This is a genomic window from Streptomyces sp. adm13(2018) (genome assembly GCF_008042145.1).
Lineage (GTDB): Bacteria > Actinomycetota > Actinomycetes > Streptomycetales > Streptomycetaceae > Streptomyces.
Genome location: NZ_RDBH01000088.1, coordinates 7,964 through 25,558, shown reverse-complemented (window position 1 = coordinate 25,558; position 17,595 = coordinate 7,964). Strand labels below are relative to the sequence as shown.

Below are 17,595 nucleotides of genomic sequence, written 5' to 3'. Positions count from 1 at the left end.
CGGCTTTCCCGACCGGGCGGGCTTGGCCCCCGACCTGCGGTCCTTCTGGTCCTTCGGCTGCTTCTGGCCCTTCTGCGCCTCGGCACGACGGCCGCGGGTGCTGTTCACCGTCCGGCCGCGCACGATGCCGATGAACTCCTCTTCCTCCTTCCGGCTCGCCTACGTGCCGGGAGTGACGCCCTCCAAGTGGGTGCGGGTCTGGAACGAGCGCCTGCCCGACGTCCCCCTGACCCTGGTCCCGCTGACGCCCGCCGAGGCCTTCGGCGCGCTCCGGGAGGGCACGGCCGACGCCGGCCTGGTCCGGCTCCCCGTCGACCGGGACGATCTGAGCGCCATCCCGCTCTACACGGAGACGACGGTCGTCGTCGTCCCCAAGGACCACCTGTTCGCGGCGGCGGAGGAGGTCGCGGTCGAGGACCTCGCCGAGGAGCTCGTCCTGCACCCGCTCGACGACACCCTCGACTGGGAGCGGCTGCCCGGCCGCCCGGCGAACGAGCGGCCGGAGACGACCGCCGACGCGATCGAGCTGGTCGCCGCCGGTGTCGGCGTGCTCGCCGTGCCGCAGTCCCTCGCCCGGCTGCACCACCGCAAGGACCTCACCTACCGGACGCTGCACGACGTCCCGCAGTCCCGGGTGGCCCTGTCGTGGCAGGCCGCGGACGAGGCGCCCGACCTGGTGGAGGAGTTCATCGGCATCGTGCGCGGCCGGACGGTGAACAGCACCCGCGGCCGTCGTGCCGAGGCGCAGAAGGGCCAGAAGCAGCCGAAGGACCAGAAGGACCGCAGGTCGGGGGCCAAGCCCGCCCGGTCGGGAAAGCCGGGCGCCGGATCCCGTACGACGGGCAAGCCCGCGGCCCGCAAGGGCGGCGCCGCCGGGGGCTCGGGCCGGGGTCGTACGAGCGGGAAGCCCCGCAAGCGCTCCTGAGCCGCTCCGCGCCCCCGCGGCCTCCGTCCGTACGGCGGACGCCGCCCCCGGGGCCCGGCGGGCGGTCGGCATACTGACCCCTCCTGATCACCGAGATCATCCAGGAGGAGCTTTGGCCGCCAGTTTCAGGACCGTCGTCGAGGTGGGAGCGGACCATCTCGCGCAGGCCCGGTCCATCGACCGGGTGTTCCAGGAGGCGATCGCCCCGGCGACCGTCAACTTCGACTTCGAGGCCATCCGGGAGGCCGCCGCGGCCGTCCCGGACAGCACCGTGGTGAAGATGGTGCGGGGCTGGGGGCTCCAGGAGTACGCCCCCGTCCTGGTCATGGTGCTCTCCCTCAAGGAGGCCGTCCGGCAGGCGCTTCCGCCGGAGTGCGCCGAGGCCGGGTTCTGGGCCACCGTCGAGCGGGAGCTCGTCCAGGCCTTCACCGGCCTCGCCGCGCAGGAGGGGCAGCCCGGGCTGTCGTTCTACGAGGAGTCGGGCGAGCGGACCCGGTTCTACCGGGACCTGTTCTTCGCCCTCCAGGACGAGGAGACCGGGGAGCACATGTACGCCCTGGCCTTCTGCGTCGACGTGACCGTCGAGCTGCCGAAGGCGCGGGCCGTCGCCCTGGAGCTGACCGACGTCGTTCCGTTCGCGGTCCGGCTCAACGCGATCGTGGTCCGGCAGGCCCTGGACCTCGTGGCCTGACGTCCCGCACCCGGCGATCCGCCGGCCCGCCGTCCCGGGCCGGACCCCCTCGCCCGCTGTCTTCCGGGCCGCCCTCCGCCGGCCCCCGCCTTCCGGCTCCTGCGGTCAGCCCCCCGGGCGCAGTCGAGCGCCCCGCGCCGCCGCCACGAGCTCCGGCACCGTGGCGAGTCTGACCCGTGGGCGGCCCTCGTCCCGGCCCCTGGCCCGCTCGGCGCGGTCGATGGCCGCGAGACCGCGCGCGTCGACCAGATGACGGCTTCGCCGCCGCGCCAGCCGGCGGAACTCCTGCGCGGTGCCCGTCGGTGCCGGCAGCACTCCGGCGACCGCGTCCGCGAGGAGCGTCCCGACGGTCTCCTCCGCGCAGGCCCGGTTCGCGCCGATGCCGCCGGTGGGCCCGCGTTTGATCCAGCCGACGACATAGCCGCCGGGCAGCCCGGCCACCCGCCCGGCCTCGTGCGGCACCGTGCCGGTCGTCTCGTCGAAGGGCAGGCCCGCCAGCGGCACGCCCCGGTAGCCGATCGCCCGGACGAGGAGTCCCGCCGCGATCTCCGTCCCGTCCGGCGCCCCGTCCTCGGTGACCCGGACCGCGCGGACGGCCTCGGTGCCCACGGCCTCGACCGGGGCGGAGTGGAAGCGGAGCACGATGCGCCGCCGGTCCGGCGCGGGGTCCCGCGTCCAGTCCACCGTCTCCCGCGCCACGTCCCGCAGCAGCGCCGCCTTCGTGCCGTCCGGGGCCGCGTCCACGGCCGCGCCGGTGCGCGGGTCCCGGTCGTCGAGGACCAGGTCCACGCCCGGCAGGTGCTTCAGGGCGAGCAGCTCGGAATGGGTGTAGGCCGCCTCCCCGGGGCCCCGGCGGCCGAGCAGCACCACCTCGCGCGCCGCCGTGCCGCGCAGCGCGGCGAGGGCGTGGTCGGCGATGTCGGTGCCGGCGAGGGTGTCGGGGTCGGTGACGAGCACCCGGGCGACGTCGAGCGCCACGTTGCCGTTGCCGACGACGACCACCCGTCCCGGGGTGAGCGGCACGGCGTCCGCGCCCGTCTCGGGGTGGGCGTTGTACCAGGAGACGACCGAGGTGGCCGAGACGCTGCCGGGGAGGTCCTCGCCGGGGATGCCCAGCCGCCGGTCGGAGGGGGCGCCCACCGCGTAGACGACCGCGTCGTGGTGCGCGGCGAGCTCCTCGACGGTGACCTCCTTGCCGACCTCCAGGCCGAGCCGCATCCGGACCCTCGGGTGGGCGTGGAAGCGGGCGAAGGTGTCCCCGGCCCCCCTGGTCGCCGGGTGGTCGGGTGCCACGCCGTACCGGAGGAGTCCGCCGGCCACCGGGAGGCGGTCGATCAGGGTGACCTCGGCGCTGGTGTGCAGCAGGAGGTCCTCGGCGGCGTACATGCCGGCGGGGCCGGTGCCGACGACCGCGATCCGCAGCGGGGCGAAGTCGGCCGGCAGCGAGCGGGGGAACGCGGGCTGGCCCCACGGGTGGAAGTTGGGCGAGGCGAGGGCGGGTCCGGGCGTCCGGTCCGCGTAGTAGGCGGCGTTGACGGCCTCGTACTCGCGGAGCCGGCCGGTGAGCCGGTCGGCGGGGAAGATCGCGTCGACGGGGCAGGCGTCGGCGCAGGCACCGCAGTCGATGCAGCTCTTCGGGTCGATGTAGAGCATCTCCGTGGTGCCGAAGTCCGGCTCCTCGGGCGTCGGGTGGATGCAGTTGACCGGGCAGACGGCGACGCACGTGGCGTCGTTGCAGCAGGTCTGGGTGATCGCGTAGGTCATGTCGTCGGCTCTGCTCTGCTCGGCTCGGGGGATCAGACGAGGTGGGCGCGCTGGTAGAAGAAGAGCGCGGGCCGGGTCAGCATCCCGACGTCGGCGAGGAACTCCATGAGTCCGGAGCAGCTGGCGCGCAGCTGTGCCTTGTAGTGCTCGTTGGCCGCGGCCTCGCGGCGGGCCCGCTCCGGGTCGAGTCCGGCGCGGACGTACACCTCGGGGCTGACCAGGCTCGTGATGATGTAGTACGCGGCGATGGCGACGACGAGGGCCTGGAAGTGACGGCGGGTCCGGCTCGCGCGGGCGAGGTGGCGGCGCGTCTCGTCCCGGGCGAACTTCATGTGCCGGGACTCCTCGACGACATGGATGTTGCTGATGGTGCGGACGAAGGGAACGACCCGCTCGTCGCGCATCCAGTCGCGCTGCATGACGTCGAGGACCTCCTCGGCGACGAGGATGCCGGCGTAGGCGGCCTCGCCGAACCCGACGGTCTTCATGAAGCGACCGAGCTCCAGGACGGCCCGCTTGGGCCGGTAGGAGGGCGCACCGAGCTTCTCGGAGCCGCGGGCGAACATGATCGAGTGCCGGCACTCGTCGGCGATCTCGGTGAGGGCCCACTGGAACCGGGGGTCGGTGTGGTCCATGCGGTAGATGTCGCGGAGGACCATCTGCTGGAGGATCATCTCGAACCAGATGCCGGTGCTGGCGACGGAGGCGGTCTCCTGACGGGTCAGCTCCTTCTGCTGGGCCTCCGTCATCTCGTTCCAGTACGCGGTGCCGTAGAGGGAGTTCCATTCGGGGCTCTGCCCGTGGAAGTCCTTGTCCAGGGGGGTGTCCCAGTCGACCTCGACGGCGGGGTCGTACGACAGCTTCGCGGCCGACCGGAGCAGCCGCTCGGCGACGTCCTGGTCATCGGGCTCCGGGCGAACGGTGCTGCTTGCCATGGTGCGGCTCCTTGGATCGCGCGATCGGCGGTTCGGACACTTATTAGACTTCGCGTCTAGCAAGCTTGTTAGACGGAACGTATAGCAAGGGGCCGGGGCAGGCCTACCCCCCGGTACGGACTTTTTCCCGCGGGCAGGCGAACGGGGCCGGAACCCAGGTGGGTTCCGGCCCCGTCGAGAGGTCGTGCGCCGGCGTGCCGGTCTGTCAGAAGGTCAGGTTCCAGGCGTCGATCTTCCCGGTGTCCTGGCTCGCGTTGTCGTTGACCCGGAGCTTCCAGACACCGTTCGCGACCTCGGAGGACGCGTTGACGGTGAACGTCTGGACGATGTTGTCCGTGCCGCCGCCGGTCCGGTTGTGGACCGTGTAGACGGTGCCGTCCGGGGCCACCAGGTCGACCTTCAGGTCACCGATGTAGGTGTGCCTGACGTCCACGCCGACCTTCAGGGTGGCCGGTGCGTTGCCCGTCACACCGCTGACGGTGATCGGGCTCTCGACCGTGCCGTTGTCCACGATCGTGACGTCTGCGAGGTTCTCGAAGTACTTGCCGGGCGGCGGGGTGGAGCCCCCGACGGCCTTCAGGGCGTCGACGGCGCCTTCGCCGAAGAAGCCGTTCTTGGTCGCGGTGCCCTTGCAGCGGCTGTCCGAGGGGCACGCGCGGTCCGTGGCCTGGGCGCCCAGCTGGTCCCGGATCTGCGCCGGGGTGAACGTCGGGTTGGTGCTGGCGATCAGCGCCGCGACGCCCGCCACGTGCGGGGAGGCCATCGAGGTGCCGCTCATGTTGCCGTACTTGCCGCCCGGCAGCGTCGAGTAGACCTGGGTGGAGCCGTCGCCGCCCGGCGCGGCCACGTCGATCACGCCGTTGCCGAAGTTCGAGTACGAGGCCTTGGCGCCGCCGCTGGCCTGCGAGGCGACGGTGACGACGCCCGGCAGCTCGGTCGGGATGTCGAGGCAGGCGTTGGTGATGGTGCGGGTGACCGGCGTCGAGTCGTTGGGGCTCTCGGAGTCGGTCGTCTTGTTCGCCAGGTCGTAGTTGGAGTTGCCGGCGGCGGCCACCTGGAGCGAGCCCTTGCCCTCGGCGTACACCTGGGCCCGGCGGACGCCCTCGATGATGGCGGCCTGGTCCAGGTTGTCCGGGCAGTTGAACTGCCACGGGTCCGTGTAGTAGCTGTTGTTGGTGACCTTGAAGCCGTGGTCACCGGCCCACATGAAGCCGCAGATGGTGTTCTCCGCGAAGAACAGGCTGCTGGTCGGCTCCGCGATGCGGACCGAGGAGATCTTCACGCCCGGCGCGACGCCGATGACGCCCTTGCCGTTCTTGGCGGCCGCGATCGTGCCCGCGACGTGCGTGCCGTGAGTGCCGACGTCGCGCCAGGCGCCCGTCCGCGCGTCCGCCTTGCCGTAGGCGCAGGAGGCCGAGTCGGCGGCGTTGAAGTTGGGCGCGATGTCCTGGTGCTGGTCGTCGACGCCGGTGTCGAGGACGCCGACCTTCACGGTCGCCGAACCGGTGGTGACCGCCCAGGCCTGCTCGGCCTTGATCTGCGTCATGTCCCAGCGGTTCGACTCCGTCAGCGTGGTCGCCGACTGCGCGGGGTTGGCCGGAAGCGCCGGGTTGTAGGCGTCGGCGGGGACGTCCGAGGTACGGGTCGCCCCGACCTGCTGGACTCCGCTGACGGAGCGCATCGACGCGGCGAACGACGCGGAGGTCGAGTGCGCCACGATCACGCCGATCGCGTCGTAACCGGCGAAGACCGAGCCGCCGTTGGAGGTGATCGCGCCGGTCACCGCCGAGGTGCCGCCGGGCGCCGTGATCACCAGGTAGGCGCGGGTGCCCGCGGCCCAGGCGGCCGGAACCGCCGCCTTCGTCGTGGTGCTCTGCGTCGCCCCCGCCGCACGGGCCGCGACGGGCTCCGTGTCGTTCGGTGCTGCCTGGGCGAGTCCCGCGGGAGCGGCGAGCGCGACGGTCGTACCGAGCGCCGCGACGGCGATGGCCGACGATCTCAAGCGGCTGGATATGAGGGAAAACAATGCGTCCTCCGATGACCCGGTGGCGCGGGTGGCGCCCGCCGGGCCCTGTGATGTGTGGGGTGGACGCAAGATCCCAGAGTCGCGGGGCGGAGGGAAGCGTTCAGTCCGAGAAGCCCGTTCGCGTTACGCACTGTTGACCGATCGCGGCCACTTGCTGGACAGGTGTCCATGTATGGTGGACACCTGTCCATAAAACTGAGGCGCTGAGGAGACGACGGTGGAGACGACGGCGAACGTGCTGGTAGGCCTGGTGGCCGCCCTGCACGTCTCCTTCCTGGTCCTGGAGATGTTCCTGTGGGAGCGGAGGCCGGGCCGCGGCCTCTCCGGCTTCGACGCCGACATGGCCCGCGCCACCGCCCCGCTCGCCGCCAACCAGGGCCTCTACAACGGCTTCCTCGCCGCCGGACTCGTCTGGGGCCTCGTCGCCGTCGATCCGACCGGCTTCCGCGTCCAGGTCTTCTTCCTCTCCTGCGTCGTCGTCGCCGGGCTCTACGGCGGCGCCACCGCCAACCGCCGCATCCTGGTCGCCCAGGCGCTCCCGGGAGCGCTCGCCCTGGGCGCCGTCCTGCTGAGCCGGTGACCCGCCCGTGACCACGACACCCGGCGACCCCCGGGCGGCCAGGACCCGGGCCAAACTGCGGCAGGCCCTCCTCGACGAGTGCGCCGAACGCCCGCTGGCCGAGGTCGCCATCGCCCCGCTGGTGCGCCGGGCGGGAGTCGGCCGGGCCACCTTCTACCTGCACTACGGCGACCTCGAAGCCCTCGCCGTCGACGCCTGCGCCGGCGTCGTGCGCGACGCGGTCGACGCCTTGCACGCCTGGCGCGGCGCCCCCGACCCGGCGTCACCGCCGCCCGCCCTGCGCGACTTCCTCGCCGAACTCGTCCCGCACGCCGGCCTCTACCGCGCCCTGCTGCGCCCGGGCGGCGGCGGGCCGCTCGGGCTCGTGCTCCATGCAGACCTGCGGGCCCGCAGCCTCCACGAGCGCCGCCTGGCCGGCGCCCCCGAGCCCGAGCTGGTCGCCTCGGCCGTGGCCGCCACCTTCGCCGGGGTGCTCGCCGACTGGCTCCACGGCCTGATCGAGGGCGACTCCGACCGGATCGCCCACCTGGTCTGGCGCCTGCTCGTCAACCTGCACCGCACGCCGCTGGGTTGACGAGACCGGGCCGGGGGAGGCGCCCGGCCCGGTCTGCGGGCTACTTCAGGTACGGCCCCGCCGTGCCGATCCGGCCGGGGCCGTTCAGGACGTACACCCGCAGGTTGCCCTTGCCCGGTGCGCCGACCGAGAGCGTGCCGTTGGAGACGGTCTTCACGTCGCCCGTCACCGCGTCGGTGTACGTGCCGTTCGGGATGCCCGTGTACGTGGCGCCGCCCGAGATCGTGACCAGGGCGAAGCTGTCCGTGGTTCCGCTGGTGTAGCGGCGCTTGAACGCCATGCCGCCCGAGATGCCCTCCGTGGAGTACTGGCCCGTCTGGAGCGCGGGGATCGCCCGGCGGATCTGGTTCAGCCGCTGCACATGCTTCACCAGGGGCTGCTGGAGCGTCGTGGCGACCGCTCCGGACGCGGCGGAGACCTGGGAGAAGTCCGAGGCCGTGACCGAGCCCGCCACATGGTCGCCGAAGTACGCGCGGCCGGTGGTGGCCAGCGGACAGGACGGCCCGCAGTCGATCTTCCGGCCCTTCCGGAACTCGATCTCGGAACCGTAGTACAGCGTCGGGATGCCGCGGAAGGTCCACATCAGGGACATGTTCTCGGCCCAGGCGTCGGTGCCGCCGGCGTACCGCTCGCTCGACTTGTCGGGGCCGTAGTCGTGGCTGTCGACATAGACGACGTTGTAGGTGGCGTCGTGGTGACTGTCGTCCGAGTCCTTGCCGTTGGAGAAGGCGTTGGACGCGTCACCGAAGTTCATGTGCATGCGCATGTCGATGACGTTCATGCCCGAGAAGCGGCTGTGATCGGGGGTGTGGTAGCTGTTCCCGTTCAGGAGGGCGTTGGTGGAGGAGGGCTGGGCGCCCGTGCCCTGCTGCTGCTCGTAGGCGTACATCTCCAGGGCGGCCTTCGTGTCGTCCGCGTCGTACTCCTTGCGCTCCTTCCAGGTGAAGAACTGCGCCGAGTGGTTCACCGAGCCGCGGTTCCACTTGTCGTTCACGAAGGCGGCGACCTCGCCGAAGACGAAGAAGTTCTTCGCGGCCTCGGCGCCGTGGCTCCGTGTCACCCGTTCCTGGATGGCCGGCAGGAAGCGGCGGTTCCAGGTGGTGCGCGGGATGTGCACGGCCGTGTCGACGCGGAAGCCGTCGACGCCCATGTCGATGTACTTGTCGTACGCGCCGATCAGGTAGTTCTGGACGGTCGGGTTCTCGGTGTCGAAGTCGGCCAGGTCCTCGTGCAGCCAGCACGAACGGGAGTCCTCGCCCTCCCAGTTGCCGATCCAGCACTGGTGGTAGAGCGCCGTGGGGAACATCCCGGACGTCGGGCTCGGCCACTGGCAGTTGTAGACCGTGTAGCCCTCGGCGCTCTTGCCGCCGGTGGGCCTGCCCCAGTCGAGGCAGGTGTTGCCGGCCGGCTCGGCCGTGGACCACAGGTCACCGTTGTAGTACGACTTGCCGGTCTTCGCGTCGATCGTCAGGCCGTCGTACTCGAAGCCGGGCTGCTTCTCGTCGTAGTACCAGCTCCACTGGCTGTCCCGCACGCCGTACACGGTGGGCGTGAAGAGGCCCTTGGCGCCCCAGCGCGAGGAGTGGTTGTACACGACGTCCTGGTAGATCTTCATGCCCTTGGCGTGGGCGGCGTCGATCAGGTCCTGGTAGGAGGCGCCGGCCGACTCCAGACGGGGGTCGACCCGGTAGAAGTCGTACCCGTGGTACCCGTGGTAGTCGTAGTCGGACCGGTTGAGGACCACCGGGGTCACCCAGATCGCCGAGAATCCGAGCCCCTTGACGTAGTCCAGCTTCTGGATGAGACCCTTGAAGTCGCCCCGGAACATGGGGTCGTCGTTGGCGGCGTTGCCCGACTTGACGTGCTGGCTCCCGCCGCGGTTGTTCGAGGGGTCGCCGTCGTTGAAGCGGGCCGTGAGGACGAAGTAGATGGGATCCTTGCGCGGGTCGGTGCCGAGGGGCCTGCCGGTGGCGGGGGTGGCCGGCGCGTCCCCGGTGGTGGCGGTCGCGGGAGCCGAGGAGGCGGAGACGTTGCCCGCCGCGTCCGCGGCCCGCACGGTGTAGGTGTACGCGGTCCGTGCGGCGAGGCCCGTGTCCGAGAACACGGTGGAGCCCACATCGGTGACGACGCTTCCGCCGCTGCCGCCGACCCGCGTGACCTGGTACTTCGTCACACCCTCGTCGTCGGTGGCGGGGTCCCACGTGAGCAGGACCGAGACGCCGTCCGCGACGGCGGTGACCTTCGTGGGGGCGGTCGGCGCCCGGGTGTCGGGGACCTCGGCGGCGCATGGGTCGGCCGCGTTCGCCTTCACCGCGTTGTTCCGCACGGTGCTGACGCCCGGGCCTATCGTGTAGTCGGCGCCGCCGTTGTTGTCCCAGGTGCCGTTGCCGTTGTTGAAGGCGGCCTTGAGGGAGGCGGCCGTGCCGAGGTCCACCTCCCGCTTCCACCAGCCGGTGCAGGCGGCCTGCATGCCGACGCCGGGTGGCGTGGTCCAGGTGCCACCGGCCGGCTGGTAGTGGATGTTGGCGGTCGACCACCCCAGTGCCTCGGTCGAGTAGTAGACGGTGGCCTTCGCGCCCGGCGTCGGGGTCGGCTCGGACCCGGTTCCGGCGCAGGGGTCGGAGTGGGCGATCACCCCGTCCTTGACGGTGAGGGAGCCGGTGCCGAGGGCGTAGTTCCGGCCGCCGTTGTTGTCCCAGGTGCCGGTGCCGTTCGTGAAGGTCGCCTGGAGGCCGGTGGCCGTGCCGAGGGTGACCGTCTTCTTCACCCAGTCCGTGCAGGCGGCCTCCATGGCCGCGCCCGGGACCGTGGTCCAGGAGCCGCCGTCCGGGGCCCAGTGGAGCTTGTACTGCGCCCAGTTCCTCGTCTTCGTCCAGTAGAAGACCGTGGCGGTGTTCTCGGCGGTGGCGGCGACCGGGACCGTGCGCGGGCCGGCGCCGGGGGAGGAGCCGCCGGACGGAGCGGCCAGGAGGCCGAGGAGCCCGGCGGCGACCGCGAGGGCGGCGAACGGTCTGAGGGGCGGGCGTCCGTGGGTACGTGTCAGTCCGCAGGGGGATGTCATCCGGATCTCCAGGCAGGACGGCGCGTCACCGGGCAGAGCTCCGCCCCGGCGGGAGGCGAAGCCCTCTGGAAACGCTGTCGGAAAGTTGCGGAAACGTCTTGCGTGGCCGGAACGTATCGTCGCCTCCCCCCGTCGTAAAGGGTTCTGGCGAAGTCCGGGGGTGGGGAAGTGCGGAGAGGTGATCGCCTCGGCGCTTGTCTTCGGGGCCGCGGCAGTGACCGGGGTGTCAGGGGCGCGGCCAGGGGCGGCCCTCGAGGCGCTCGATGTCCCGGTTGAAGCGCTTCAGGAAACCCGCGAAGCGCTCCACGTCCTCCGGGGACCAGTGCTCCATGACCCGGTCGAGCCCCTCGATGTTCGCGTGGCGGTCGGCCTCCAGGCGTCGCTCGCCGTCCTCCGTGATCCGGAACTTGCGGGCGATCCCGCCGTCCGGATCGGAGATGCGCTCCACGACCCCGGCCCGCAGCATCGCGGCGGTCTGCCGGTTGAGGGTGGAGGCGTCGAGCCCGAAGGCCTCGCTGAGCTGCCCGATGGACATCGGCCCGTGCATGCGGATACGGCTCAGCAGGACGTAGGCGCTGCGGTCCAGCTGGCCGCCGCCCGCCCGTGAGCGCGGGGCGTACAGATGGGCGTGCCGACCGAGCAGCATGGTCTCGAACTCGACCAGGTGGAGGGGTTTGTCCTCGGGCTTGTCCATGACCCCATTGTCCCTCGCCCCCACGAGTGTGCATAATGCATGTCTTGTGTATGGCACCATGAATGTGCACTATGCACATGGGGCCGTGGCGGAGTACCGCCCGGACGATCGAGGGAGAACACGTGGACGCCACCCAGCCCGACGCACGACCCGGAGGCGTCGTCGGCGTCCTCGCGCTCGCCGGCATCGTGGCCGCACTCATGCAGACCCTGGTGGTGCCGCTCATCGGCGACCTTCCCCGCCTGCTCGACACCACCGCGTCCAACGCCTCCTGGGTGATCACCGCCACCCTCCTCGCGGGCGCCGTGGCCACCCCCGTGGCCGGCCGGCTCGGCGACACCCTCGGCAAGCGGCGGGTCCTGCTCGTCTCCGTCGTCCCCCTGGTCGTCGGCTCGGTGGTCTGCGCCCTCGCCTCCTCCGTCGTTCCCATGATCGTCGGACGCGGTCTCCAGGGCCTCGGCATGGGCGTCGTCCCGCTCGGCATCAGCCTGCTGCGCGACATCCTGCCGCCCGAGCGGCTGGGCGGCTCCATCGCCCTGATGAGCGCCTCCATGGGCGTCGGCGGCGCCCTCGGCCTGCCGTTCTCCGCGGCCGTCGCCGAGAACGCCAGCTGGCGCGTCCTCTTCTGGGTCGCCGCCGCGCTCAGCGTCGTGGTCGGCCTCCTGATCTGGCGTGTCGCCCCCGCCGGCCGCCGCGCCGCCGCCCCCGGCCGGTTCGACGTACCGGGCGCCCTCGGCCTCGGCGTCGGGCTCGTCTCCCTGCTGCTCGCCGTCTCCAAGGGAGCCACCTGGGGCTGGGGCAGCGGCACCACCCTCGGCCTCCTCGCCGTCGCCGTGATCGTGCTGCTCGCCTGGGGCCGGTGGGAGCTGCGGACCCGCGACCCCCTCGTCGACCTGCGGGTCACCGCCCGACCGGTGGTCCTGATGACCAACCTGGCGTCGGTCCTGGTCGGCTTCGCCATGTACGCGCAGTCCCTGGTCGTCCCGCAGCTCTTCCAGCTGCCCGAGGCGACCGGATACGGACTCGGCCAGTCGATGATGGCGATGGGCCTCTGGATGGCCCCGGCGGGGCTGATGATGATGGTCCTCGCCCCGCTCGGCGCCAAGCTCTCCGCCGCCCGCGGCCCCAAGGTCACGCTCTCCGTCGGCGCCCTCGTGATCGCCGCCGGCTACGGTTCCTCGCCCGCCCTGATGGACACCACGTGGGGTCTGCTCGTCGTCACCCTCATCTGCAACACCGGTGTGGGCCTCGCCTACGGGGCCATGCCGGCCCTCATCATGGGCGCCGTCCCGCAGGAGGAGACCGCCTCGGCCAACAGCTTCAACACCCTGATGCGCTCCATCGGCACCTCGGTCTCGGCCGCCGTGATCGGGGTCGTGCTTGCTCAGCTGACCACCACCCTCGGCGGCCACGTCCTGCCGTCCGAGAACGGCTTCCGCGTCGCCATGCTCATCGGCTGCGGCGTCGGCCTCGCGGCCGCGGTGGTCGCCGCGCTCATCCCCGGCAGGCCCGCCGCTACGCTCGGCGACCCGGCGGGCACGGCACCCGGAACCGCGCCCCGCGCCGCCACCGAGGCCGCGGCCTGAGCCCGAGGGGCGGCGGTGCGGAACCGCACCGCCGCCCCTCGTCCGGTCGGGGAACCGAAGGGGTCAGCCCCGGCCGTCCCCCGCGGGCTCCAGGGCGAACAGTGCGCCCTCGGGATCCCGGACCACCACGGCCCGGCGTCCGTCGGCCTCCTCCGGACCCCGCACCCCGCCCCAGTCGCCGCCCGGCACCACGGTCCCGCCGTAGGCCACCACCGCCACCGCGGCCGCCTCCGGATCCGGCACCCGGAAGCGCACCAGCCACCGCGGGCGCAGCTGCGGCCGGGGCGACCCGGACTCCACCGGCCCGCTGTTCAGCCGGGCCACGGCCTCCCCGTCCCGGCGCAGCACCACCTTGTCCTGCTCGTACGAGACCTCGAAGCCGACGGCTGCCCGCTCCGCCCAGCGCAGGACCTCCCCGTAGAACACGGCCGCGTCGAACGCGTCCCGGGTGTGCAGTTCCAGCCAGGCCGGCGCCGACCCCATCCCGAGGTGCAGCCGGCTCTCCGTCGGCCCCTCCCAGACGCCGAACGCCGCACCCTCGCGGTCGGTGGCCAGCGCGGCCCGCCCGTGCGGCGGGTAGGCGACCGGCCCGACGCCGACCGTGCCGCCCCGCTCCCGGATCCGCGCCACCGCCTCGTCCGCGTCCTCGACCGTGAAGAAGGCCGTCCAGGCGACCCGTACGGACAGCTCCGTCGCCACCGCCGCGATCACGGCCACGGGCTGCCCGTCGAGGCCGCCCACCGAGTACGCCCGCTCACCGCCCTCGTCGCGCCGGAACGTCCAGCCGAGCACCGCCCCGTAGAAGCGCTCCGCCGCGTCGAGATCCCGCGCGGTCAGACTCAACCAGCACGGCGCTCCCGCCACCTCTCCGGTCGTCGGCCCCGACACCGGCACCACCTCCAGTTCCGTCCTGCTCGCTGCGTGCGTCGTGCGCGTTTTCCCCGGTCAGCCGCCCCGCATGCGCCGACTCACCCGAGTGCCGCCGATCACCACACGCCCGGGTGCGCCGACCGCCGGCCGGCACCCTCGGCCGGCCCCGGGCTCAGCGCGCCGCGCGGGCCGCGTAGGCGCGGACGTCGGCGTCGGGGTCGGCCGAGGCCCCGGCGAGCGCCGACCGGGCCCCGGGGTCGGCCCGGTGGACGAGCAGCGAGAGGACGGCGGCCTTCCGCACGTCCGCGTTCACATCGGCGAGGGCCTTCGCCAGGGCGGGGACGGCCGGCCCCGCCGCGGCGGCCCGCAGGGCGGTGGCGGCGCCCGAGCGGACCTGCCAGGCCGGATCCGCGAGGGCGGACCCGGCGCGCCCCGCGTACTCCGGCGGGCAGCCGGTTCCCGCGAGAGCGGCCAGCGCCGCGCCCCTGACCAGCGGGTCCGCGTCGTCGAGCAGCGGCCGGAGCGGCTCGGGCGCCGGATCCCGCACGGCCGCCAGCCCGCGGGCCACCGCGACCCGCACCTCACGGTCCGGGTCGGCGGCCGCCACCCCCAGCTCCGCGACGGCGTCCACCGAGACCAGGGCGCGGACGGCCTGGACGCGGACGTCGACCGTCGGATCGGCGAGCGCACCCCCGTACAGGGCGGCGTCCCCGAGCCGCAGGGCCCGCAGCGCCTCCAGCGCGGCGGACCGGACGGCCGCGTCGGGCACGGCGAGCGCCTCCCGCAGCCCGGCAGCGAGGTCCGGGCCGGCGGGCAGGACCTCGACCAGCTCGCGCAGCGCGGCCGCGGCGGCGGCCCGGACGAGCGGCGACTCGTCCCGGAGCCGCCGTGCGAGCACCGGCCCGGTCCCGGTCGGAGCGGTCTCGCCGAGGGCGGTGACGGCGGCCGCCCGGACGGCCGGATCGGGGTCGTCCAGATAGGGGCCGAGGGCGTCGAGGCCGGGGGAGTCCTCCACCAGGGAGAGGAGCGCGAGGAGACGCGGGTGGGGCGCGGCGCCCTCCGGCGTCCCGATGGCTCCCGCTCCGCCCTCCGGTGCCGCGCCTTCCGGTACCGCGACCGGCGCCGGGGCGTCCGCGCGGGGACGCGCCGCCGGGGGAGCCTGCCGGGGGCCGGCCGTCGCGACCGGCACCAGCTCCACCTCGCCGAGGTGCCGCTCCGCACCCCCCGCAGGCGCGAACCCGGGCACCGGCACCAGGTACGGCTCGACCGGCCGCGCCGTGAACTCCATCGCCCCGGACGGGGACTTGCGCAGATCGAGATGGTGGAGCCAGCCCTCGTCGTCCCGCTCGGGGTGGTCGAGCCGCTCGTGGTACAGGCCCCAGCGCGACTCGGTCCTGGCGAGCGAGGCCCGCGCCGCCATCTCGGCGCAGTCCCGGATGAACGACACCTCCGCGCACCGCATCAGCTCATGGGCCGTCCGCGCCCCCATGCCGGCGATCTCCCGCGTCATCCGGTCGAATGCCTCGACCGCGAGGGAGAGTTTCGCGCCCGTCTTGGGCGGTGCCACGTAGTCGTTGACGAAGCGCCGCAGCTTGAACTCCACCTGGGGCTGCGGCGGACCCTCCGGGTGGCGCAGCGGCCGGTAGACCAGTTCGTGGGCGGCCGCGAGCTGCGCCTGGTCCAACTCGCCGTCGTACGCGGAGTACTGGGAGGCGTCGGCGCCCGCCAGGTCGCCGAAGACGAAGGCCCCGATCATGTAGTTGTGCGGTACGGAGGCCAGGTCGCCGGCCGCGTACAGGCGGGGCACGGTCGTCCGGGCGTGGGAGTCCACCCGTACCCCCGAGGCCGAATGGCCCCCGCACAGCCCGATCTCCGAGATGTGCATCTCGATGTCGTGGGTCCGGTAGTCGTGGCCGCGGTTCTCGTGGAAGGTGCCCCGGGTGGGCCGTTCCGTGGTGTGCAGGATCGACTCGACCGCGCCGACGGTCTCCTCGGGGAGGTGGCTGAGCTTCAGGTACACCGGGGCCCGGTCCGAGGCGAGTTCGGCCGCGAACTCGGCCATCATCTGCCCCGACCAGTAGTCGGACTCCACGAACCGCTCGCCGTGCCGGTTGACCTGGTAGCCGCCGAAGGGGTTGGCGACGTAGGCGCAGGCCGGGCCGTTGTAGTCCTTGATCAGGGGGTTGATCTGGAAGCACTCGATCCCGGTGAGCGCGGCTCCCGCGTGGTACGCCATGGCGTAGCCGTCGCCGGCGTTCGTCGGGTTCTCGTAGGTGCCGTACAGATAGCCGGAGGCGGGCAGCCCGAGGCGGCCGCAGGGGCCGGTGGCCAGGACGACGGCTCCCGCCCGGACGACGACGAACTCGCCGGTGCGGGTGTGGAACGCGGCCGCGCCGACCGCCCGGCCGTCCTCCGGGTGGGTGAGGACGCGCACCGGCATGACCCGGTTCTCGATCCGGATCCGCTCCCGCATCTCGCGCCGCCGGAGCTGCCGGTACAGCACCTTCTTGACGTCCTTGCCCTCGGGCATCGGCAGGACGTACGAACCGGACCGGTGCACCTGCCGGACCGCGTACTCCCCGTGCTCGTCCTTCTCGAACTTCACCCCGTACGACTCCAGGCGCTGGACCATGCCGAAGCCCCGGGTCGCCGTCTGCCGGACCGTCGACTGGTCCACCAGGCCGTCGTTGGCGCGGGTGATCTCGGCGACGTAGTCGTCGGGTTCGGCGCGGCCCGGCACCACCGCGTTGTTGACGCCGTCCATGCCCATGGCGAGCGCGCCGGAGTGCCGGACGTGCGCCTTCTCCAGGAGCAGGACGTTCGCCCCGCGCTCGGCGGCGGTCAGCGCGGCCATCGTGCCGGCGGTGCCGCCGCCGATGACGAGCACGTCGCAGGACAGCTCGGTCGCGTCGGCGAGATCGGGCACGGTCAGGGGGAGGTCCACGGCACTGCCTTTCGAAGCGGGGTGTTCGGGGGACGCGCGGAGGGGGCGCCGGCCGGCGGCGGCGACCGGGCGCGCGGCGGGAGCGGCGTGACTCGCTACAGGGAGTCGAGGACGCGGCGCCGGAGCGCGGCGGTCTCCGGCGCCCGCCGGGCGTCGCGCGAGCGCGGGTGCGGCACGTCCAGCACCTCGCCGGTCGCGAACAGGGCGACCCGGTCGCCGAGATGGAGCGCCTCGTCGACGTCGTGGGTGACGAAGACGACCGTCGCGCCCGTGCCGCGCAGAATCTCCGCCAGGAGGTCCTGCATCCCGGCCCGGGTGTGGGCGTCGAGCGCGCCGAACGGCTCGTCCATCAGGACCGCCCGGGGCCGGCCGGCGAGGGCGCGGGCGAGCTGGACGCGCTGCCGCTGCCCGCCGGACAGCCGGTGCGGGAGCCGGCCGGCGTGCCCGCCGAGCCCGACCCGCTCCAGCCACTCCGCGGCCTGGCCGCGCCGCTCGGCCCGTGGCACCCGCCGGATGGCCAGGGGCAGTTCGACGTTGGCGCGGACCGTGCGCCAGGGCAGCAGCGCGTCGTGCTGGAAGACCACGGCCCGGTCGGCGCCCGGCCGGCGCACGGGCTCGCCGTCCTGGGTGACCCGCCCCTCCAGCGGGGCCAGCAGCCCGGCGAGGGTGCGCAGGAGGGTGGTCTTCCCGCAGCCCGAGGGGCCGACCACGGTGAGCAGTTCGCCGGGGGCGATCCGCAGGTCCACCGGGCCCGGCACGGGGACCCCGCCGGGGTGGCCGAGGCGGACACCCTCCAGGGCGAGTTCCGATCCGGTGGGCCCAGTCGGCACTGCCGGCCCCGCCGTCGTGGGCGGCTTCGCGGACACCCCGCTTCGAAAGGCAGTGCCGTGGACCTCCCCCTGACCGTGCCCGATCTCGCCGACGCGACCGAGCTGTCCTGCGACG

At 73.2% G+C, this 17,595-nt stretch carries 13 protein-coding genes; 5 read left to right on the top strand and 8 right to left on the bottom strand.

Translation table 11 applies throughout. The annotated features are described in order from the left end of the window. Positions 1 to 124 precede the first annotated feature (124 nt). Positions 125 to 925, top strand: coding sequence for a LysR family substrate-binding domain-containing protein (locus EAO70_RS08050; RefSeq protein WP_148002321.1), 801 nt, complete (start codon positions 125 to 127; stop codon positions 923 to 925). Between the two features lie 112 nt (positions 926 to 1,037). Beyond that, positions 1,038 to 1,616, top strand: coding sequence for a Type-2Aa cytolytic delta-endotoxin (locus EAO70_RS08045; protein ID WP_148002314.1), 579 nt, complete (start codon positions 1,038 to 1,040; stop codon positions 1,614 to 1,616). A 105-nt stretch (positions 1,617 to 1,721) separates the two neighbouring features. On the opposite strand, the gene EAO70_RS08040 is transcribed toward EAO70_RS08045, so the two are convergent. The 3 genes from EAO70_RS08040 to EAO70_RS08030 all read right to left on the bottom strand — a co-directional run bounded on the left by EAO70_RS08040 (position 1,722) and on the right by EAO70_RS08030 (position 6,302). Then, positions 1,722 to 3,380 (bottom strand): FAD-dependent oxidoreductase, encoded by a 1,659-nt coding sequence (locus EAO70_RS08040; protein WP_148002313.1) that lies wholly within the window; start codon positions 3,378 to 3,380, stop codon positions 1,722 to 1,724. Between the two features lie 32 nt (positions 3,381 to 3,412). After that, entirely contained in the window at positions 3,413 to 4,315 is a 903-nt protein-coding gene (locus EAO70_RS08035; RefSeq protein ID WP_148002312.1) for an AurF N-oxygenase family protein, read from the bottom strand. Positions 4,316 to 4,520: 205 nt separating this feature from the next. Further along, on the bottom strand, positions 4,521 to 6,302 hold the full coding sequence (locus tag EAO70_RS08030; RefSeq protein WP_148002320.1) for a S8 family peptidase: 1,782 nt from the start codon (positions 6,300 to 6,302) through the stop codon (positions 4,521 to 4,523). Between the two features lie 256 nt (positions 6,303 to 6,558). Here EAO70_RS08030 and EAO70_RS08025 point away from each other — a divergent pair, with 256 nt between their 5' ends. Together EAO70_RS08025 and EAO70_RS08020 are read left to right on the top strand one after the other, a co-directional pair. Continuing rightward, complete coding sequence (locus EAO70_RS08025) at positions 6,559 to 6,921, top strand: DUF1304 domain-containing protein (RefSeq protein ID WP_148002311.1); 363 nt, start codon at positions 6,559 to 6,561, stop codon at positions 6,919 to 6,921. A 7-nt stretch (positions 6,922 to 6,928) separates the two neighbouring features. Continuing rightward, entirely contained in the window at positions 6,929 to 7,495 is a 567-nt protein-coding gene (locus EAO70_RS08020; protein ID WP_148002310.1) for a TetR/AcrR family transcriptional regulator, read from the top strand. Between the two features lie 40 nt (positions 7,496 to 7,535). On the opposite strand, the gene EAO70_RS08015 is transcribed toward EAO70_RS08020, so the two are convergent. Together EAO70_RS08015 and EAO70_RS08010 are read right to left on the bottom strand one after the other, a co-directional pair. Next, entirely contained in the window at positions 7,536 to 10,556 is a 3,021-nt protein-coding gene (locus tag EAO70_RS08015) for a carbohydrate binding domain-containing protein (RefSeq protein WP_148002309.1), read from the bottom strand. Positions 10,557 to 10,782: 226 nt separating this feature from the next. Continuing rightward, positions 10,783 to 11,250, bottom strand: a complete 468-nt coding sequence (locus EAO70_RS08010) for a MarR family winged helix-turn-helix transcriptional regulator (RefSeq protein ID WP_148002308.1) — start codon at positions 11,248 to 11,250, stop codon at positions 10,783 to 10,785. Between the two features lie 122 nt (positions 11,251 to 11,372). Here EAO70_RS08010 and EAO70_RS08005 point away from each other — a divergent pair, with 122 nt between their 5' ends. Further along, positions 11,373 to 12,836, top strand: coding sequence for an MFS transporter (locus tag EAO70_RS08005; RefSeq protein ID WP_148002307.1), 1,464 nt, complete (start codon positions 11,373 to 11,375; stop codon positions 12,834 to 12,836). 63 nt (positions 12,837 to 12,899) lie between these two features. Here the strand turns inward: EAO70_RS08005 and EAO70_RS08000 are convergent, their stop codons facing one another. From EAO70_RS08000 to EAO70_RS07990, 3 genes are all read right to left on the bottom strand, one after another. Then, on the bottom strand, positions 12,900 to 13,679 hold the full coding sequence (locus EAO70_RS08000; protein ID WP_261992744.1) for a VOC family protein: 780 nt from the start codon (positions 13,677 to 13,679) through the stop codon (positions 12,900 to 12,902). 199 nt (positions 13,680 to 13,878) lie between these two features. Next, complete coding sequence (locus EAO70_RS07995; RefSeq protein ID WP_410091149.1) at positions 13,879 to 16,650, bottom strand: fumarate reductase/succinate dehydrogenase flavoprotein subunit; 2,772 nt, start codon at positions 16,648 to 16,650, stop codon at positions 13,879 to 13,881. 95 nt (positions 16,651 to 16,745) lie between these two features. Next, on the bottom strand, positions 16,746 to 17,480 hold the full coding sequence (locus tag EAO70_RS07990) for an ABC transporter ATP-binding protein (protein WP_148002318.1): 735 nt from the start codon (positions 17,478 to 17,480) through the stop codon (positions 16,746 to 16,748). Positions 17,481 to 17,595: the final 115 nt, after the last annotated feature.